The organism is Pseudomonas sp. BW7P1, from assembly GCF_024981055.1.
Classification (GTDB): Bacteria; Pseudomonadota; Gammaproteobacteria; order Pseudomonadales; family Pseudomonadaceae; genus Aquipseudomonas; species Aquipseudomonas bananamidigenes.
Genome location: NZ_CP103374.1, coordinates 4,002,944 through 4,020,515 on the forward strand (window position 1 = coordinate 4,002,944; position 17,572 = coordinate 4,020,515).

Consider the following 17,572-nt stretch of genomic DNA (forward strand, 5'->3'; position numbering starts at 1 on the left):
CCATGAAGCCGCTGCCGATGCGCCTCGGGGATCTGTCAGTGGGGTTCGTCCACAGCCTGGCCGATGCCGTGCACAGCCATGGCGCCGATCCGCAGCCTCTGCTTGAACAATACGGCCTCGATACTGCGCGGCTGGCCGAGGCCGGGGCACGCCTGTCGATCCCGCGCTATATGCGCCTGGGCCATGGCGCAATCCAGCTGACCGGCGATCCGGCCCTCGGTTTGCGCATGGGCCGGCTCAGTCGCCTGAGTCAGGCCGGGCTGGCCGGTGTCACGGCGGCGCAAGCCCCGACCGTACGCGAAGCCGCTCGTTGCCTGACGCGCTTCGAACCGTTGTATGGCTCCAATTATCGCGGCCAGTCGAGTTTCCATGAGGATGCGAACGGCGCCTGGCTGCGTTTCTATTCGATCAGCCCGTACAACGCCTACAACCGCTTTGTGGTGGATTCGATCATCGCCGGCTGGCTGCAGCAGTTATCCAGCGTCAGCCTCGAACCGCTGCGTGCAGAACGCATCGAAATCGAATTCGAGACACCGGATTACCGTGACGCCTACGCCGTGCTGGGCGAATGCCCGATCCAGTTCGGCGCCGAACACAATCAATTGCGCCTGAACCTGGCCAGCCTGGCCCGGCGCAATCCACAACACTGCCCCAGCACCTGGAAACATCTGCTGCAACTGTGTGAACGGGAACTGGAACAATTGACCCGCACCCGCAGCCTGCGTGAACGCATCACGCAATTGCTCGGGCCGTTGCTCAATGGGGGTCGCGAACCGGACCTGGAAGAAGTGGCCGCACGCCTGAAGCTGCCGACCTGGACGTTACGGCGAAAACTGGCCGAAGAAGGCACGCAATTTCGCGCGATCCTCAACGATACTCGCCGTGATCTGGCAATGACCTACATCCGCGACACGGAACTGGCATTCGGCGAGATCGCCTACCTGCTCGGTTTTGCCTCGGCCGAAGCCTTCCAGCGCGCCTTCAAGCGCTGGAACGGGCAGACCCCGGGCGAATTCCGCCGCAGCCACCGCAAGATCGGCTGAAACCTCAGAGCTCGGTGGCGTCTTCCGCAGGCTCCGGTGAATCCAGCTCGTAAGCCTGGAATTCGAGCAGTTCTTCCTGATAGTCATCCATCGCGTAATCCCCCTGACCGCCAACCTGAAAATGGCCTGGAACAATCGACCAGTGCCCCGAGCATAAAGCGCCCGCATGAAGGAAAAATGAAACACGGCCTTCATGAAACAAACGTAGCAGGCGGTCAGGAATTTATCGCGGGGTTTTTCCGATGAAAATGCCATGGGCCCGGCAGCAGCCGAACCCATGGCGTGAAGATCACTGCCCGGAGGCCGGCATGGCCGGAATCGGCTCGGAAGGTGGCGGCAGGTCGGCTGGATTGGCCGGTGGCGTGATGACTTCGGTTGCCGGCCCCGGTGTTGGAACCAGCTCCGAGCCAGGTGCCGGCGTAATCGGCGCAGCTTCGGCGGGTGGAACGACCGGCTCGGAGCTGACCGGTGCCGGCTCTGCAGCGGCAGGAGTCGCAGCGGGCGCGGCGGCCGGTGCCGGTTCAGTCGCCGGTGTCGGCGCCAGCGCTGCCGGTGCCGCCTTGGCTTCAGGCACACCGAGGTCGGTTTTCGGTTTCTCGGTAATGTGAGCGGCCTTCTTCGCTTCGGCTGGCAGGAACAATTCGACCAACGAGAAGAAACGCTCGTAGAACTTCTGCGAGGACACGGTTTCGCTGGCCACCTTGACCATCGAGTCGTCAGAGGAACCGATCGGCATCGACACCGAACCCAGTACACCCACCCCCAGGCTGGCCGAGTTGTTGGTTTTCTTCAACGCGTAGCGGTCCTGCAGGGCGTTGGCGAACACCGTCGCGTGGTGTGCGGCACTGCCGTCATCGGTACACACCACGTTGAAGCTGATCTCCATGTGGGTTTCACCGGTCTGCTGGAAGCTCTTGTGCCCGCTGACCAGTTTCGGGTCGCTGCTGGTGATGATGTAACCCTGACTGAGCAAGGCACGGCGCGCCGCTTCGCAACTGGCTGTATCGTTGACAGGGTAATTGCGCGAAAAGGTGCCGGAGTCGTCGAAGTTCTCATGCTCGTAGATAGGCTTGTCCTTGGAGCAGCCGGCAGCGGCGGTCAGCAACAACGCCAACCCGAAAAAACGCACGGGAATAGAATTCAACATAAACATCCTGAGGGGAAAACGGTCCGGGGCGTATTGTGCAACATAACGTGGCCCTGCGGCGTACCGATTAGTGTCTTAAAACAGTTACAACGCTATTGACCGTCGACGACAGGAAAAAGTCGCGCTGAGAGGTGATCGATGAAGACCCGTAATTTCGCGGTGGCATGACGGCTCGACGGCCAAAGGATCCAGAACTGTCCGACGTGCTCGATGTGATGATCGAGCACCCGCAGCAGACGCCCCTGACGGTGCGCTTCATTGATCATGAAGTCGGGCAGGCAGGCGATTCCCATGCCTGCCAACGCCGCATGCTGCACGGCTTCTATCGACGTACTGACCAGGCGTGTCGGCAAGCGTGACTCGCCAGTACCCTCCTCATGCTTCAGCGGCCACGGCTCCAGTTTGCCGGTGGCGTGAAACGTGTGGCGCAAACAAGCGTGCTGCGCCAGATCCGCAGGTGTCTGCGGCACGCCGCGTGTTTGCAGATAGGCCGGACTCGCGACCAGGACCCTATGAAATTCGCCCAGCGGTCGCGCCATAAGCCGCGAATCCCGGGGCTTTCCGGTACGAATTACAGCGTCGAAGCCTTCCTCGACCACATCGACCATGCGATCGGTCAGGTCCAGGTCCAGCTCGATCTGTGGGTACATGGCCATGAATTCGTTCATCACCGGCATCACCAGTTCATGCACCTGGGGCAGACTGACCCGCAGCCTGCCATGGGGCGCTGACGCGGCGTCGCACAGCTCGAACTCTGCCGCTTCGACCTCCGCCAGAATCTTGCGGCAGCGCTCGAGGAACAACGCACCTTCGCTGGTCAGTGTGATGCTGCGGGTGGTGCGATGGAACAACCTTACGCCCAGTCGCGCCTCCAGCCGCGCAATGCTCTTGCCGACCGCCGATGATGACACCCCCTGCAAGCGGCCGGCCTCGGTGAAACTGCGGGTTTCCGCCACCTGCACAAAGACGGAAATGCTGCCCAGACTGTCCATTCTTTTTTCCTGATTCACGACATTCCTGTCCGAGATGTTCGGAACCCTAACCTGTTTTTCCCGAATATGCAGCGCCCTACCCTGTGGCCTTCATCTCCCTCGGCCAAATGGATGCTGATTCATGAACGACACACCGCTCACCTCTCCTTCCCTTGCCACGCCCGCCGAGCGTAACGATCGGTTGCCGTTGGCGGCGTTGCTGGCACTGGCTACCGCCGGGTTCATCACCGTGCTGACCGAAGCCATGCCTGCCGGTCTGCTGCCACAGATGAGCACCGGCCTCGGCGTCTCCCAGGCCCTGATCGGGCAATTGGTCACCCTGTACGCCATCGGCTCGATACTGGCCGCCATTCCGCTGACCATCGTCACGCGAGGCTGGCGCCGCCGACCGCTGCTGTTATCGGCCATTGGCGGCTTCGCCATTGCCAACAGCATTACCGCGCTGTCGGAGGTTTATTGGTTGACGCTGGCTGCACGTTTCCTGGCCGGCGTATTCGCCGGGCTGCTCTGGGCGTTGCTGGCCGGATACGCGAGCCGTATGGTCGAACCCCGGCTGCAAGGTCGCGCGATTACCGTGGCCATGCTCGGCGCGCCGCTCGCCCTGTCGCTGGGCATACCGGCGGGCACGCTGCTGGGCACCGCCGTCGGCTGGCGCCTGAGCTTCGCGATCATGACCGGCATGACCCTTCTGCTGGTGATCTGGGTGCGCTGGCAAGTGCCGGACTTTGCGGGTGAACGGGCTGGCAAACGACTGCCACTGCGTCAGGTCCTGATCTTGCCGGGCGTGCGATCAGTGCTGTTCGTGACGCTGTCCTACGTGGTCGCGCATAACCTTCTGTACACCTACATCGCGCCATTGCTGGAGCCGTCCGGTCTGGGCAGCGAAATTGACCGGGTGTTACTGGTGTTCGGTCTCGCCTCGGTGCTGAGTCTGTGGATCGTCGGCAGCCTGATCGACCGCTGGTTGCGGCAACTGGTGCTGATCAGCGCGACACTGTTCATGCTGTCGGCGACTGCACTGGCCTTATGGCAGGAACAGCCGAGCGTGGTCTACGCCGCGACGGCTGTATGGGGGCTGGCGTTTGGCGCGATGCCTTCACTGTTGCAGACGGCCTCGGCGAAAGCCGCCGCAGAGGCGGCCGACACCGCACAATCGATGCTGGTGACACTCTGGAACGTGGGCATCGCTGCCGGCGGGCTGGCAGGCGGCCTGCTGCTCAACGTGCCAGGCGTGCAGACGTTTCCCTGGATCGTCACCGGACTCTCGCTACTGACTCTGTGGGCGACCGCAAATGCCCGCAAGCATGGCTTTGCGCGCAGCGAATAGCGTGCAGAAAAAAGCCCCGGATTTTCATCCGGGGCTCGTTTCCTGCCGCTCAGTCAGACATCAGAAACGCTTGATGTCCGCTTCGCTTTCCAATTGCTTGCGGTACGCCGCGAAGTCCTGCTGGCCTTCACGAGAAGCGAGGAAACGACGGTATTGCGCTTTCTCTTCATCGGTAGGCGCAGCGGCTTCATTTACCGCATTCAGACGCACGATGGTCAGGCTGCCATCCGGCAGTGTCACGCTGCTGAAAGTCGGCTTGTCCTTGGCTGCCGGCTTCGGCATACGGAACAGCGCTTGCAGCACCGCAGGATCGACACCTTCCTGAGCGCGGGTGGCCGCCTGGGTGGCTTTCCAGTTCTGACCGTCGATGGCCTTGTCGAGCGGCGTCTTGCCGTCGCGCAGATCAGCGATCAGTTGCTCGGCCTTGGTCTTGGCCGCCGCACTCGCGTGCTCTTTGGCCAACTGCGTGCGAATGGCGGTCGCCACGGCGTCCAGCGGCAGTTGCGCAGGCTTGAGGTGTTCCTTCACGCGCAGCACGATCACGGTTTCCGGGTCCAGCTCGATGGCCGTGCTGTTGGCACCATCATCCAGCACTTCGCTGCTGAATGCGGCAGTGACCACCGCGCGGTTGGCTGCAACACCTTCACCACCTTCACGGCCGAACGGCTTGGAAGTGTGTACCGTCAGTTTCAGGTCCTGAGCCGGCTGCGCCAGGTCAGACGCTTCGAACGACGAGTCTTCCAGTTGCTTGGTCGCCTCGACGAAACGCTGCTCGACCTGCTGGGCCTTCAGCTCGCGGGTCAATTTGTCTTTCAGGCTGGCCAGGGTCGGCACTTCAGGCGCTTCGACACCCAGCAGCTTGATCAGGTGGAAACCGAAGTCGGTGCGAACCGGTCCGGATACCTGATCCTTGGAGAGCGCGTACAGGGCTTTCTCGAAGGCCGGGTCATAGACGCCAGGACCTGCAAAACCGAGATCGCCGCCATTGTTGGCCGAGCCCGGATCCTGCGAGAATTCCTTGGCCAGCGCTTCGAATTTCTCGCCCTTGGCCAGACGTGCCTGAATTTCCTCGATCTTCGCCTTGGCCTGGGCCTCGGTGGTCTTGTCGTTCACCTCGATCAGGATGTGCGCCGCGCGACGCTGTTCCGACAGATTGGCGATTTCTTTCTGATACGCCGCCTGCAGCTCTTCGTCCTTGACGGTGACCTGATCAAAGAACGAGGACTTCTTCAGCTCGAGGTAATCGATGACCACCTGATCCGGCGTCATGAACTCCTTGGCGTGCTCGTCGTAGTAGGCCTTGACCTCATCGTCGGTGAGCTTCACCGCAGCCGGGTCAGCCTTGACGTTCAACGAAGCGAAATCACGGGTCTGCTTTTCCAGACGGGCGAAGGCCAGAACCTGTGCGTCGGTTACAAAACCGCTGCCGGCCACACCGGCGCGCAGCTGGCCGATCAGCATTTCCTGAGCCAGCATCTGGCGGAATTGCATCCGGCTGTAGCCCAGCTGGCGGATCACCTGGTCAAAGCGGTCGGAGTTGAACTTGCCATCGACCTGGAACTCAGGCGTTTGCAGGATCACCTGATCCAGAGCAGCGTCCGAGAAAGCGAATTTCGATTGTTCTGCGCCTTGCAGCAGCAGCTTGCGATCGATCAGACCCTTGAGGGCCGATTCGCGCAGCATCTTTTCGTCAAGCAAGGAGGCATCGAAGTCCTTGCCCAGCTGTTGCATCAGCTGACGGCGTTGCATGTCAACGGCCTGGCTCAGCTCGTTCTGGCTGATTTCTTCGCCATTGACCTTGGCTGCCTCGTTCTTGTGAGTGGCGGCCTTGAAAATGGCGTCGAAACCGGTCAGGGCCATCAGTACGACGATGACCCCGATAATGGTCTTGGCAATCCAGCCTTGTGAATTGTCCCTGATGTTCTGCAGCATGCGTCCCCCATAAACGGTTGAACTTCAAAAATTGGGCAACCGTGGAGCGTGGGTAGAATCCGGATAGAAGAAAGGCGCATCCGAGGATGCGCCTTCTCGTAACTGGCGGAGCGGACAGGGATCGAACCCTCGATCCCGGTGTAGCGGACAATCATTCCAGACAGCCTGCCCTACCGCTCCGCTGCCAGGTCAGGCTTGACCCCGACCCGGTTGGGTAAAAACCTGAATCAAACTTAGTTGACGGCTTCTTTCAGGGCTTTACCGGCTTTGAAAACTGGTTTTTTAGCCGCTGGAATTTCCAGCGTCTTGCCGGTCTGTGGGTTACGGCCGGTACGGGCTGGACGGTCGTTTACCGAGAAAGTACCGAAACCTACCAGAACTACGGAGTCGCCAGCCTTCAGAGCGCCAGTGACGGATTCGATTACAGCGTCCAGCGCACGACCAGCAGCAGCTTTCGGGATATCAGCGGATGCAGCGATAGCATCAATCAGTTCCGACTTGTTCACTCTAAGTCCCCTTATATCTATTTGAGTATGATTCTAAGTTTTTTGGTGAAAGCAAAAACGAGTGCTGAATGGCCTACAGACACTTAAGAGCCGCTTTATAACAAGGGCTCTAAAAAACTGTCAACAAGCCCCCCAACCAAATACGTATTAATGCGTGCTAATTCTTTCCTTGGAATCGGACTCGCGTTTTTCATCCTTCGCGACAATCTCCGGAGCCACATCCGACAAGGGCTCCGGCGCGTATTGCAGCGCAATTTGCAGGACCTCGTCAATCCATTTAACCGGTTTGATCTGCAGATCCTGCTTGATATTGTCAGGAATCTCCTTCAGATCACGCACGTTCTCTTCCGGAATAATCACGACCTTGATTCCGCCACGGTGCGCGGCCAGGAGTTTTTCCTTCAGGCCGCCAATGGCGAGAACTTGACCGCGCAAGGTAATTTCGCCGGTCATGGCTACATCGGCACGCACAGGAATACCCGTCAAAGCGGACACCAGTGCGGTACACATGCCTACACCGGCGCTCGGGCCGTCTTTTGGTGTAGCGCCTTCCGGCATGTGGATATGCGTATCGCGCTTCTCGTGGAAGTCCAGAGGAATGCCCAGGCTCTTGGCGCGGCTGCGGACCACGGTCTGGGCTGCAGTGATCGATTCGACCATGACGTCACCCAGCGAACCGGTCTTGATCAACTGCCCCTTGCCCGGCACGACGGCTGCTTCGATGGTGAGCAATTCACCGCCGACCTGAGTCCAGGCCAGGCCGGTGACCTGACCGATCTGATCCTGCTGTTCGGCCAGACCGTAACGGAATTTACGCACGCCGAGGAAGTGTTCCAGCAAATCGGCTGTCACTTTCACCGAGAAACGTTTTTCCAGGGCATGCTCCTTGACCGCCTTGCGGCAGACCTTGGCAATCTGCCGCTCGAGCCCACGCACACCGGCTTCACGAGTGTAGTAACGGATGATGTCGCGGATCGCTTCTTCGTCGAATTCCAGCTCGCCCTTCTTCAGACCGTTGGCTGCAACCTGTTTTGGCGACAGGTACTTGACGGCGATGTTGATTTTTTCGTCCTCGGTGTAACCCGGCAGACGAATCACCTCCATCCGGTCCAGCAGTGCCGGCGGAATGTTCATCGAGTTCGAGGTGCACAGGAACATCACATCCGACAGGTCGTAATCGACTTCCAGATAGTGATCGTTGAAGTTGTGGTTCTGCTCCGGATCAAGCACTTCCAGCAACGCCGATGCCGGATCGCCCCGCATGTCGCTGCCCATCTTGTCGATTTCGTCGAGCAGGAAAAGCGGGTTGCGAACGCCCACTTTTGTCATCTTTTGAATCAATCTTCCTGGCATCGAACCGATGTAGGTACGACGGTGACCACGGATTTCCGCTTCGTCACGCACCCCACCGAGAGCCATGCGCACGAATTTACGGTTGGTGGCATGGGCGATCGACTCCGCCAGCGAGGTTTTACCCACGCCCGGAGGACCGACCAGACACAACACCGGACCACGGATCTTCTTCACACGCTTCTGCACGGCGAGGTATTCAAGGATGCGCTCCTTGACCTCCTCCAGACCGTAGTGATCGGCATCGAGAATGTCTTCAGCGCGGGCCAGGTCCAGACGCACCTTGCTCTGAGCCTTCCACGGCACCTGCACCAGCCAGTCGATGTAAGAGCGCACAACGGTGGCTTCGGCGGACATCGGCGACATTTGCTTGAGCTTGTTCAGCTCCGCGGTGGCCTTGGCCAGTGCGTCTTTCGGCAGACCGGCAGCGTCGATACGCTTTTTCAGGTCTTCGATTTCGTTGTGGCCTTCATCACTGTCACCGAGTTCTTTCTGAATGGCCTTCATCTGCTCATTCAGGTAATACTCGCGCTGACTGCGCTCCATTTGCTTCTTGACGCGACCCCGGATGCGTTTTTCGACCTGCAGCAAATCGATTTCGGCATCCAGCAAAGCCAGGACGTGCTCAACACGGGCCGGCAGGTCGATGATTTCGAGGATTTCCTGCTTCTGCTCGATCTTCAGCGCCATATGTGCAGCCATGGTGTCCACCAGGCGGCTCGGCTCATCAATGCTGTTGAGGGACGACAGGACTTCAGCCGGGACTTTCTTGCCCAGCTGGACATATTGTTCGAACTGCGACAGCAGCGTACGCACGAACACTTCGGACTCGCGCTCGGCCGCATCGACCTCATCGATCAGCGCCACTTCGGCCCGGCAGTGGCCATCGACTTCGCTGAAGCGTTCGACGGTGCCGCGCTGCTCGCCTTCGACCAGAACCTTCACGGTGCCATCGGGCAGCTTGAGCAGCTGCAAGACCGTGGCAATGGTACCTACGCGATAGAGGGCATCCTCTCCGGGATCATCGTCAGCCGGGTTTTTCTGGGCCAGCAGCAGAATCTGCTTGTCACCCGTCATCGCGGCCTCAAGGGCTTCGATGGACTTCTCGCGCCCCACGAACAGCGGGATAACCATGTGCGGATACACCACGACATCACGCAATGGCAGGAGAGGCAATTCGATGGTTGTCTTCATGATTTCGCCTCTACGGCGGCCATATGGCCGTAATCAGATGGAATTGAGCTTGAAACCAAGATGGGGGCTGCCTTGAAAAAAAACAAGCGTAAAGCGGATGTAAAAAACGACATAAAAAAAAGAGGCCCGAAGGCCCCTCCTTTTATTTCGGCAGACAGAACGCTTACGCGTCCGGTGCAGCCTTGGCCGTCGGCTCACTGTTTTCGTAGATATACAGCGGCTTGGACTTGCCTTCGATCACGCTTTCATCGATCACGACCTTGCTCACGTCGGACTGCGACGGGATTTCATACATCGTGTCGAGCAGCACACCTTCGAGAATCGAACGCAGGCCACGGGCACCGGTTTTACGCTCCAGCGCACGTTTGGCGACCGACTTCAGCGCATCGGACCGGAATTCCAGGTCCACGCCTTCCATCTCGAACAGCTTGGCGTACTGTTTGGTCAGGGCGTTTTTCGGCTCGGTGAGAATCTGCATCAGCGCAGCCTCATCCAGCTCGTCCAGCGTCGCGAGGACCGGCAGACGACCGACAAATTCCGGGATCAGACCGAACTTGACCAGATCGTCAGGCTCGACTTCACGCAGGGACTCACCGACTTTCTTGCCTTCTTCCTTGCTGCGCACTTCTGCATTGAAACCGATGCCACCTTTGGTGGAACGGTTCTGGATGACCTTCTCCAGACCGGAGAACGCACCGCCGCAGATGAACAGGATGTTACGGGTGTCGACCTGCAGGAACTCCTGCTGCGGGTGCTTGCGGCCACCTTGCGGCGGTACGGAAGCAACCGTGCCTTCGATCAACTTGAGCAAGGCCTGTTGCACGCCTTCACCGGAAACGTCGCGGGTGATCGACGGGTTGTCGGACTTGCGGGAAATCTTGTCGATTTCATCGATGTAGACAATGCCCATCTGGGCCTTTTCCACGTCGTAGTCGCATTTCTGCAGCAGCTTCTGAATGATGTTCTCGACGTCTTCACCCACGTAACCGGCCTCGGTGAGGGTGGTTGCGTCGGCAATGGTGAACGGAACGTTCAGCAGGCGGGCCAGGGTTTCGGCCAGCAGGGTTTTACCGGAGCCTGTCGGGCCGATCAGCAGGATGTTGCTCTTGCCGAGTTCGACGTCGTCAGTCTTCTTGTCACGCTGGTTCAGACGCTTGTAGTGGTTGTACACCGCTACCGCGAGAACCTTCTTGGCACGTTCCTGACCAATGACGTACTGGTCAAGGATGCCGCTGATTTCTTTAGGCGAAGGCAATTTATGCGCGCTGCTTTCGGCCTGTGCTTCCTGCACCTCCTCGCGGATGATGTCATTGCACAGGTCGACGCACTCGTCGCAGATAAAGACCGAGGGGCCGGCAATCAATTTGCGCACTTCATGCTGGCTTTTGCCACAGAAGGAGCAATAGAGCAGCTTGCCGTTGTCCTCGCCGTTGCGGGTGTCAGTCATTCGTTCGATCCAAATCCGATAGGCTTGCAACACAAGATGAAGGCTATTGCGGGCTTTTTCAAGCCCGCCACTGATCGGACCAGCCGATCAGGCCTGTTTTGAGCTGCTTGTTTTAAGCTGGGCGCTGCTCGATCACTTCGTCGATCAGACCGTAGTTCTTGGCTGCTTCGGCACTCATGAAGTTGTCGCGGTTGGTGTCGCGCTCGATTTCTTCGAGTGTACGGCCGCTGTGCTTGGCCATCAGCGTATTGAGACGCTCGCGGATGAAGAGGATTTCCTTGGCGTGAATTTCGATATCCGACGCCTGGCCCTGGAAACCGCCCAGTGGCTGGTGAATCATCACGCGCGAGTTCGGCAGGCAGTAACGCTTGCCTGGCGCACCTGCGGTCAGCAGGAATGCGCCCATGCTGCAGGCCTGGCCGATGCAGGTAGTCGATACGTTTGGCTTGATGAACTGCATGGTGTCGTAGATCGACATGCCAGCCGTCACCGAACCGCCCGGGGAGTTGATATAAAGATGGATGTCCTTGTCCGGGTTTTCCGCTTCAAGGAACAGCAATTGCGCACAGATCAGGTTGGCCATGTAGTCCTCTACCGGACCTACCAGAAAGATCACTCGCTCCTTGAGCAGACGCGAGTAGATGTCATAGGCGCGCTCGCCACGAGCAGATTGCTCGACAACCATCGGGACCAGGCCGCCGGCGGCCTGGATATCAGAGTTCTGCTGAATATAGGAATTACGGAACATGCTCTGCAGTCACTCCCAAATAGTCATGTCTTGAATACGCATAAGCCAGCTCGAAGGCTGGCTTATGGTGTGTGCTTCTAACGCAGAAACAATCAGTCGGCTTTTGGAGCTTCTACCGGCTTGACCGCTTCTTCGTAAGAGACCGATTTGTCGGTCACGCTAGCTTTCTGCAGAACAGTATCCACAACTTGTTCTTCCAGCACAACCGAACGGACTTCGTTCAGTTGCTGCTCGTTCTTGTAGTACCAGGACACGACTTGCTCAGGCTCTTGGTAAGCCGAAGCCATTTCCTGAATCATGTCACGAACGCGGGCTTCGTCCGGCTTCAGGTCGAATTGCTTGACCACTTCAGCCACGATCAGACCCAGCACAACGCGGCGCTTGGCTTGCTCTTCGAACAGCTCGGCCGGCAGTTGGTCAGGCTTGATGTTGCCGCCGAACTGCTGAACAGCCTGCACGCGCAGACGATCAACTTCGTTGGACAGCAGAGCCTTCGGCACTTCGATCGGGTTGGTGGCCAGCAGACCGTCCATGACCTGATTCTTGACCTTGGATTTGATCGCCTGACGCAGTTCACGCTCCATGTTCTTGCGAACTTCGGTGCGGAAACCGTCGATGCCGCTTTCCTTGATACCGAATTGAGCGAAGAACTCTTCGTTCAGTTCTGGCAGTTTAGGCTCGGAAACGGTGTTGACCGTCACGGTGAACTCGGCAGTTTTGCCAGCCAGGTCCAGGTTCTGATAGCCCTCTGGGAAGGTCAGGTTCAGAACGCGCTCTTCACCGGCTTTGGCGCCAACGAGGCCTTCCTCGAAGCCAGGGATCATGCGACCGGAACCCAGCACCAGCTGAGTGCCCTTGGCGGAACCGCCAGCGAACACTTCGCCGTCGACCTTGCCAACGAAATCGATGTTCAGTTGGTCTTCGTTCTGGGCAGCACGATCGGCCACTTCGAAACGGGTGTTCTGCTTGCGCAGGATGTCCAGCATCTTGTCCAGATCGGCGTCAGCCACTTCAGCGCTCAGACGCTCGACGGTGATGCCTTCGAAACCGGCAACTTGGAACTCAGGGAACACTTCGAATATGGCTACGAATTCCAGGTCCTTGCCAGCTTCGAGCGACTTTGGCTCGATCGACGGCGAACCGGCCGGGTTCAGCTTCTGCTCGACCACAGCTTCATAGAAGGAGGACTGGATCACGTCGCCGATCGCTTCCTGGCGCGCATCAGCACCGAAGCGGCGCTTGATTTCGCTCATTGGCACTTTGCCTGGACGGAAGCCAGCAATCTTGGCCTTCTGGGCAGTCTGCTGCAGACGCTTGTTGATCTGAGTCTCGATGCGCTCAGCCGGCACGGTGATGCTCATGCGGCGCTCAAGAGCAGTAGTATTTTCAACAGAAACTTGCATGGATATTCCTCGTTGCACAGACGTTAGCCGGCCGTTTCCGACCCAAGAATCAAGGGCAAGCATTCTAGTAGGTCAAACTCAAGAAGTCACCCTACTGAAAACGGGTAAAAAAACAGCAGGCAATTTGAGGACGAGGACAAACGGTTGCACCTCGCCCCGTTAGCAAATACAGCCAATAAAGCCAGAGCTCTGCGCCAACCCCTTCTATATATAGAGGCGGTTGAATCACCTCCCTGACAGCCAACCCCGCAAGCAAGGCCGGCGGGCAGCGCGACACCATCGAGCAACCTGGAAACGACGAAGCGCCCCGCCCTGCGACCCGATACCCGCTGTCGCCGAAATCCGAAAACATGAAACAAAAAAGGCGCCAGACTGTTAAATCTGGCGCCTTTCGGAATATGGGGTGGACGATGGGGATCGAACCCACGACAACAGGAGTCACAATCCTGTGCTCTACCAACTGAGCTACGCCCACCATATTGCATGCCAAAGAAGCCAAACAACTTCTTTGTAGAACTTCACCCGGCCTGCGGCATGAATGAAGCCTTGATTGGTGCGGATGAAGAGACTCGAACTCTTACGCCTCGCGGCGCTGGAACCTAAATCCAGTGTGTCTACCAATTCCACCACATCCGCGGATGAAGCTTTTTAAAGCAAAGGCGCCAGACTTTTACATCTGGCGCCTTTCGAAATATGGGGTGGACGATGGGGATCGAACCCACGACAACAGGAGTCACAATCCTGTGCTCTACCAACTGAGCTACGCCCACCATATCGCGCTACTTGTGCCAATGCAGCCTAATGGCGCACCCGGCAGGACTCGAACCTGCGACCATCCGCTTAGAAGGCGGATGCTCTATCCAGCTGAGCTACGGGCGCCTTGTTAGCTGTACCCTTGGAGGACTACAAACTAAGTGCTTTCCAGTCTCGCAAAACCTTGATTTCGCTCGACCTTCTTAACCAGTGCTAGGCTGTGCCCGACAAGTGCGACGAATAGTATAGAGAGCCCCGGAGGTCGTCAAATCCTTTTTGAAAAAAATTCATTTAATTAAAGGGCTTAGGGGAATTTGCTGACCAAGCGCCTTTGCCCTCACCGCCTGACATGCGAGAATGCGTTCTCTTTTTTTCCCCTCTCGATGGTTAATCACGCGCAATGACTGCACAACTAATCGACGGCAAATCAATCGCCGCCAGCCTGCGCCAGCAGATCGCACAACGGGTAGCCGAACGTCGCGAGCAAGGCTTGCGTACTCCGGGCCTCGCGGTGATCCTGGTCGGCAGCGATCCTGCCTCTCAGGTTTATGTCTCGCACAAGCGTAAAGACTGTGAAGAGGTCGGCTTCCTTTCCCAGGCTTACGACCTGCCTTCCGATACCACTCAGGAAGCACTGACCGATCTGATCGATCGGCTGAACGACGACCCGGCAATCGACGGTGTTCTGCTTCAACTTCCGCTGCCTGAGCACCTGGATGCTTCCAGACTGCTGGAACGCATCCGCCCGGACAAGGACGTCGACGGTTTCCATCCTTATAACGTCGGTCGTCTGGCCCAGCGCATTCCGCTGCTGCGCCCCTGCACCCCGAAAGGCATCATGACCTTGCTGGAAAGCACCGGCGTCGATCTTTACGGGATGGATGCAGTGGTTGTCGGCGCGTCCAACATCGTCGGTCGCCCGATGGCCATGGAGCTGCTGCTGGCCGGCTGCACCGTGACCGTGACCCACCGCTTCACCAAGGATCTGGCCGGACACGTCGGCCGTGCCGATCTGGTGGTGGTTGCCGCCGGCAAGCCGGGCCTGGTCAAGGGCGAGTGGATCAAGGAAGGTGCGATCGTGATCGACGTCGGCATCAACCGCCAGGACGACGGCAAACTGGTCGGTGACGTGGTATACGAGACCGCCCTGCCCCGCGCCGGCTGGATCACGCCGGTCCCGGGCGGCGTCGGCCCGATGACCCGTGCCTGCCTGCTGGAAAACACGCTCTACGCGGCAGAAACACTGCACGCCTGAGTCGAGTTTTCCGCCTTCCGAGAACCCCGCCCCGTGCGGGGTTTTTCATATCCTCGAAAAAACCTTTACCGTTCGCCGGAAACCCCTATTTTTACAGGGCTTTTCACGACTTTTTCATGCCTTTCAAACAACCATCGACAGTTCTTCAGCCATACTCCTAAAATGCGTCGTTTTTACGACACAGTCCGTTACAAAAACGGCATTTTCAACCTTCATGAGTTCGCCCGCGTGAATATTCGTCTGTCCATCCTGAGCCTGGTTTTTGCATTTTCAGGCACGCTCCTCACGCCAACGGTCAACGCCGCCGAAACCACCGCTGCCCCCCGAGACGCTTCGCAACTGAAGATTGCTTCCGGCAGCGCCCTGCTGATGGATCTGCAGACCAACAAAGTCATCTATTCCAGTAATCCGGACGTGATCGTTCCGATCGCATCCGTCAGCAAGTTGATGACAGGCCTGGTCGTGGTTGAAGCCCACCAGAACATGGATGAATGGATTGACGTCGACATCAGCCACACTCCGGAAATGAAGGGCGTGTTTTCCCGGGTCAAACTGCGCAGCGAGTTGCCGCGCCGAGAGATGCTGCTGATCGCCCTGATGTCTTCGGAAAACCGCGCGGCCGCCAGCCTCGCCCACCACTACCCGGGCGGGTATGCGGCATTTATCGCCGCGATGAACGCCAAGGCCAAGGCGCTGGGCATGACCAGCACCCACTTTGTGGAACCGACCGGCCTTTCGGAGCGCAACGTGTCCACTGCCCGCGACCTGAGCAAGTTGCTGATCGCTGCGCAAAAGCATCCGATCCTCACCGAGCTCACGACAACCAAGGAGAAGACCGTCTCGTTCCGCAAACCCAACTACACCCTGGGCTTCCGTAACACCGACCACCTGGTCAACAAGGCCGACTGGGACATCAAGATCACCAAAACCGGCTTCACCAACCCGGCCGGCCATTGCCTGGTGCTCGTGACCCGCATGAGCAACCGTCCGGTGGCCCTGGTGATTCTCGACGCCTTTGGCAAATACACCCACTTCGCCGATGCCAGCCGCATCCGCAGCTGGGTGGAAACCGGCCGAAGCACCAACGTTCCGGCGGTGGCGCAACAGTACAAGGCGGAAAAGAACCTCAAAGGGCGCCAGAGCGGCGTGGTCGAGGCGTCCAAGTAACAGGCGACTCAAGAACAAGCCCCGAATATTCGGGGCTTTTTTTCGTCTGCCGGTTCAGTCGTTGGGCAACGGCATCCGGTCATCATCGGGAATGCCGTCACCGGCAGCGGGGTCGCGCCGGTGCTCCGGCGTCACGACCGCAGGACGCGCCAGCGGATCGCGCAGCGGACTGTCCGGATCCAGTACAGGATCCTCATCCGGTTCCGGCGTGGTCGGCACGCTGTCAGGTTTATGGTCGTCAAAACTGGAATCCGTGCTCATAACCACCTCGCTTCAAGGCTTGAGATCAGCCAACGGGTCATAGGCTCTGGCGGGGCGTTTTTTGTCATCGCCGTGCGCTACGTCCCGTGGAGCCCTGGCCGGACCGACGGGATCGACTTGCGGATCATCCAGATCGGGCGAGTCGGGATCGAATCCCGGCTTTTCGCCACTGGCATGCTCGGATGAGTGAGGGCCACGGGGAGATTGGGGAATTGCCATAGTCGTCTCCTGGGAACGAGGCCCGGAAATAACCGGGCGCTACTGTTCAGAGACCTGCAGATTTTCAGGGTGCCCGGCAGGTGACGAACGGGGCCTTATTGTGTTCCGAGCGCCTTTCTTGCTTGTGCGGCCGCTCGCTCCTGGCCGGCCTGCGCCAGTTCATCAGCGGCTTTCAACCAACGCTGGCGATCGACCGCTGCCGGGATCTGTGAAGGTTTTTGAATCAATACCGCCCAACCACCCGACTTCTCGAGCGCCGATTCAAAAGAACTGAAGCTCATCAGTTCACGGCGGTTCATCCCGGCACGCAGCAGCACATTTTGCTTCTTGCGATCATAACCGGAAAGAATCGCGTAACGCGGCTCGGCCCAGAACGCCGACCCTTCACTGAAACGCACCATCACCGGGTACCCTGCCGCCACCTGAGTCAGCAACGCCGGCAAACGGGCATCCAACGGGTATACGACCATGCCGTATTCACGCGCCAGGTTCTGCATGTTCTGCTGCAACTGATTTTCGGCACCCGGCAGGTGAAGAGGTTTTTCCAGCAGGCCAGGGGTGATCACGATGCCCTGCTGCGACAGCAGGCTGGCCAGCACCTGCGGCCCGCTCTGATTGGCTTCGCCCCGATAGAAGGTGCCACTGAGCTCGACCCGTTCCGGCAGACGCTGCACCTGCGGCGCCACACTGCCTGCACACCCCACCAATGCCGTCACGCAACCGGCCGCCAGCAGCGCTGCGCGAATCCGGGAAAATAGCTGCACCATCGTCACTCTCTTGATCAGTTACCGGTCATCGTGTTCCGGCTTCGTCGAGATCATAGGACGG

Annotated in this window: 15 protein-coding genes and 4 tRNA genes; 4 read left to right on the forward strand and 15 right to left on the reverse strand. The window is 58.7% G+C overall.

The features are described 5' to 3' along the window. Positions 1-2 precede the first annotated feature (2 nt). Positions 3-1,043: an AraC family transcriptional regulator gene (locus NWV16_RS17935; RefSeq protein ID WP_260520144.1), complete on the forward strand. Its 1,041-nt coding sequence runs from the start codon at positions 3-5 to the stop codon at positions 1,041-1,043. A gap of 289 nt (positions 1,044-1,332) precedes the next feature. Here the strand turns inward: NWV16_RS17935 and NWV16_RS17940 are convergent, their stop codons facing one another. Then, a complete protein-coding gene (locus NWV16_RS17940; protein ID WP_260520145.1) occupies positions 1,333-2,190 on the reverse strand; it encodes a DUF2242 domain-containing protein in 858 nt (285 codons plus the stop codon). 92 nt (positions 2,191-2,282) lie between these two features. Then, the gene (locus NWV16_RS17945; protein ID WP_260520146.1) at positions 2,283-3,182 is read right to left on the reverse strand and encodes a LysR family transcriptional regulator; all 900 of its coding nucleotides are present in this window, start codon (positions 3,180-3,182) and stop codon (positions 2,283-2,285) included. 121 nt (positions 3,183-3,303) lie between these two features. Between NWV16_RS17945 and NWV16_RS17950 the strand changes: the two genes are divergently transcribed. Further along, positions 3,304-4,509 (forward strand): MFS transporter, encoded by a 1,206-nt coding sequence (locus tag NWV16_RS17950; RefSeq protein ID WP_260520147.1) that lies wholly within the window; start codon positions 3,304-3,306, stop codon positions 4,507-4,509. 60 nt (positions 4,510-4,569) lie between these two features. Here the strand turns inward: NWV16_RS17950 and NWV16_RS17955 are convergent, their stop codons facing one another. The 10 genes from NWV16_RS17955 to NWV16_RS18000 all read right to left on the reverse strand — a co-directional run bounded on the left by NWV16_RS17955 (position 4,570) and on the right by NWV16_RS18000 (position 13,968). Then, positions 4,570-6,441 carry a SurA N-terminal domain-containing protein gene (locus tag NWV16_RS17955; protein WP_260520148.1) on the reverse strand — a complete coding sequence of 624 codons (1,872 nt, stop codon included), beginning with the start codon at positions 6,439-6,441 and terminating at the stop codon, positions 4,570-4,572. 233 nt (positions 6,442-6,674) lie between these two features. Then, a complete protein-coding gene (locus NWV16_RS17960; RefSeq protein WP_260520149.1) occupies positions 6,675-6,947 on the reverse strand; it encodes an HU family DNA-binding protein in 273 nt (90 codons plus the stop codon). A gap of 147 nt (positions 6,948-7,094) precedes the next feature. Beyond that, complete coding sequence (gene lon / locus NWV16_RS17965; RefSeq protein ID WP_260520150.1) at positions 7,095-9,491, reverse strand: endopeptidase La; 2,397 nt, start codon at positions 9,489-9,491, stop codon at positions 7,095-7,097. A gap of 163 nt (positions 9,492-9,654) precedes the next feature. Further along, positions 9,655-10,938, reverse strand: coding sequence for an ATP-dependent Clp protease ATP-binding subunit ClpX (gene clpX, locus NWV16_RS17970; RefSeq protein WP_260520151.1), 1,284 nt, complete (start codon positions 10,936-10,938; stop codon positions 9,655-9,657). 112 nt (positions 10,939-11,050) lie between these two features. Further along, positions 11,051-11,686 (reverse strand): ATP-dependent Clp endopeptidase proteolytic subunit ClpP, encoded by a 636-nt coding sequence (clpP, locus tag NWV16_RS17975; RefSeq protein ID WP_065261734.1) that lies wholly within the window; start codon positions 11,684-11,686, stop codon positions 11,051-11,053. A gap of 92 nt (positions 11,687-11,778) precedes the next feature. Next, on the reverse strand, positions 11,779-13,089 hold the full coding sequence (gene tig / locus NWV16_RS17980) for a trigger factor (protein WP_260520152.1): 1,311 nt from the start codon (positions 13,087-13,089) through the stop codon (positions 11,779-11,781). Positions 13,090-13,488: 399 nt separating this feature from the next. After that, positions 13,489-13,564 (reverse strand) — tRNA-His (locus NWV16_RS17985). 76 nt (positions 13,565-13,640) lie between these two features. Next, positions 13,641-13,725, reverse strand: a tRNA-Leu gene (locus NWV16_RS17990). 58 nt (positions 13,726-13,783) lie between these two features. Beyond that, positions 13,784-13,859 (reverse strand) — tRNA-His (locus tag NWV16_RS17995). Positions 13,860-13,891: 32 nt separating this feature from the next. Continuing rightward, positions 13,892-13,968, reverse strand: a tRNA-Arg gene (locus NWV16_RS18000). Between the two features lie 274 nt (positions 13,969-14,242). Between NWV16_RS18000 and folD the strand changes: the two genes are divergently transcribed. Both folD and pbpG read left to right on the forward strand, forming a co-directional pair. Continuing rightward, positions 14,243-15,097, forward strand: a complete 855-nt coding sequence (gene folD / locus NWV16_RS18005; RefSeq protein WP_260520153.1) for a bifunctional methylenetetrahydrofolate dehydrogenase/methenyltetrahydrofolate cyclohydrolase FolD — start codon at positions 14,243-14,245, stop codon at positions 15,095-15,097. Positions 15,098-15,325: 228 nt separating this feature from the next. Then, a complete protein-coding gene (pbpG, locus tag NWV16_RS18010) occupies positions 15,326-16,264 on the forward strand; it encodes a D-alanyl-D-alanine endopeptidase (protein ID WP_065261737.1) in 939 nt (312 codons plus the stop codon). A 54-nt stretch (positions 16,265-16,318) separates the two neighbouring features. Here the strand turns inward: pbpG and NWV16_RS18015 are convergent, their stop codons facing one another. The 3 genes from NWV16_RS18015 to NWV16_RS18025 all read right to left on the reverse strand — a co-directional run bounded on the left by NWV16_RS18015 (position 16,319) and on the right by NWV16_RS18025 (position 17,511). Continuing rightward, positions 16,319-16,525 (reverse strand): hypothetical protein, encoded by a 207-nt coding sequence (locus NWV16_RS18015; protein ID WP_260520154.1) that lies wholly within the window; start codon positions 16,523-16,525, stop codon positions 16,319-16,321. Between the two features lie 12 nt (positions 16,526-16,537). Next, the gene (locus NWV16_RS18020; protein WP_260520155.1) at positions 16,538-16,744 is read right to left on the reverse strand and encodes a DUF6021 family protein; all 207 of its coding nucleotides are present in this window, start codon (positions 16,742-16,744) and stop codon (positions 16,538-16,540) included. 95 nt (positions 16,745-16,839) lie between these two features. Continuing rightward, positions 16,840-17,511, reverse strand: coding sequence for a peptidase C39 family protein (locus NWV16_RS18025; protein WP_260520156.1), 672 nt, complete (start codon positions 17,509-17,511; stop codon positions 16,840-16,842). Positions 17,512-17,572 lie beyond the last annotated feature (61 nt).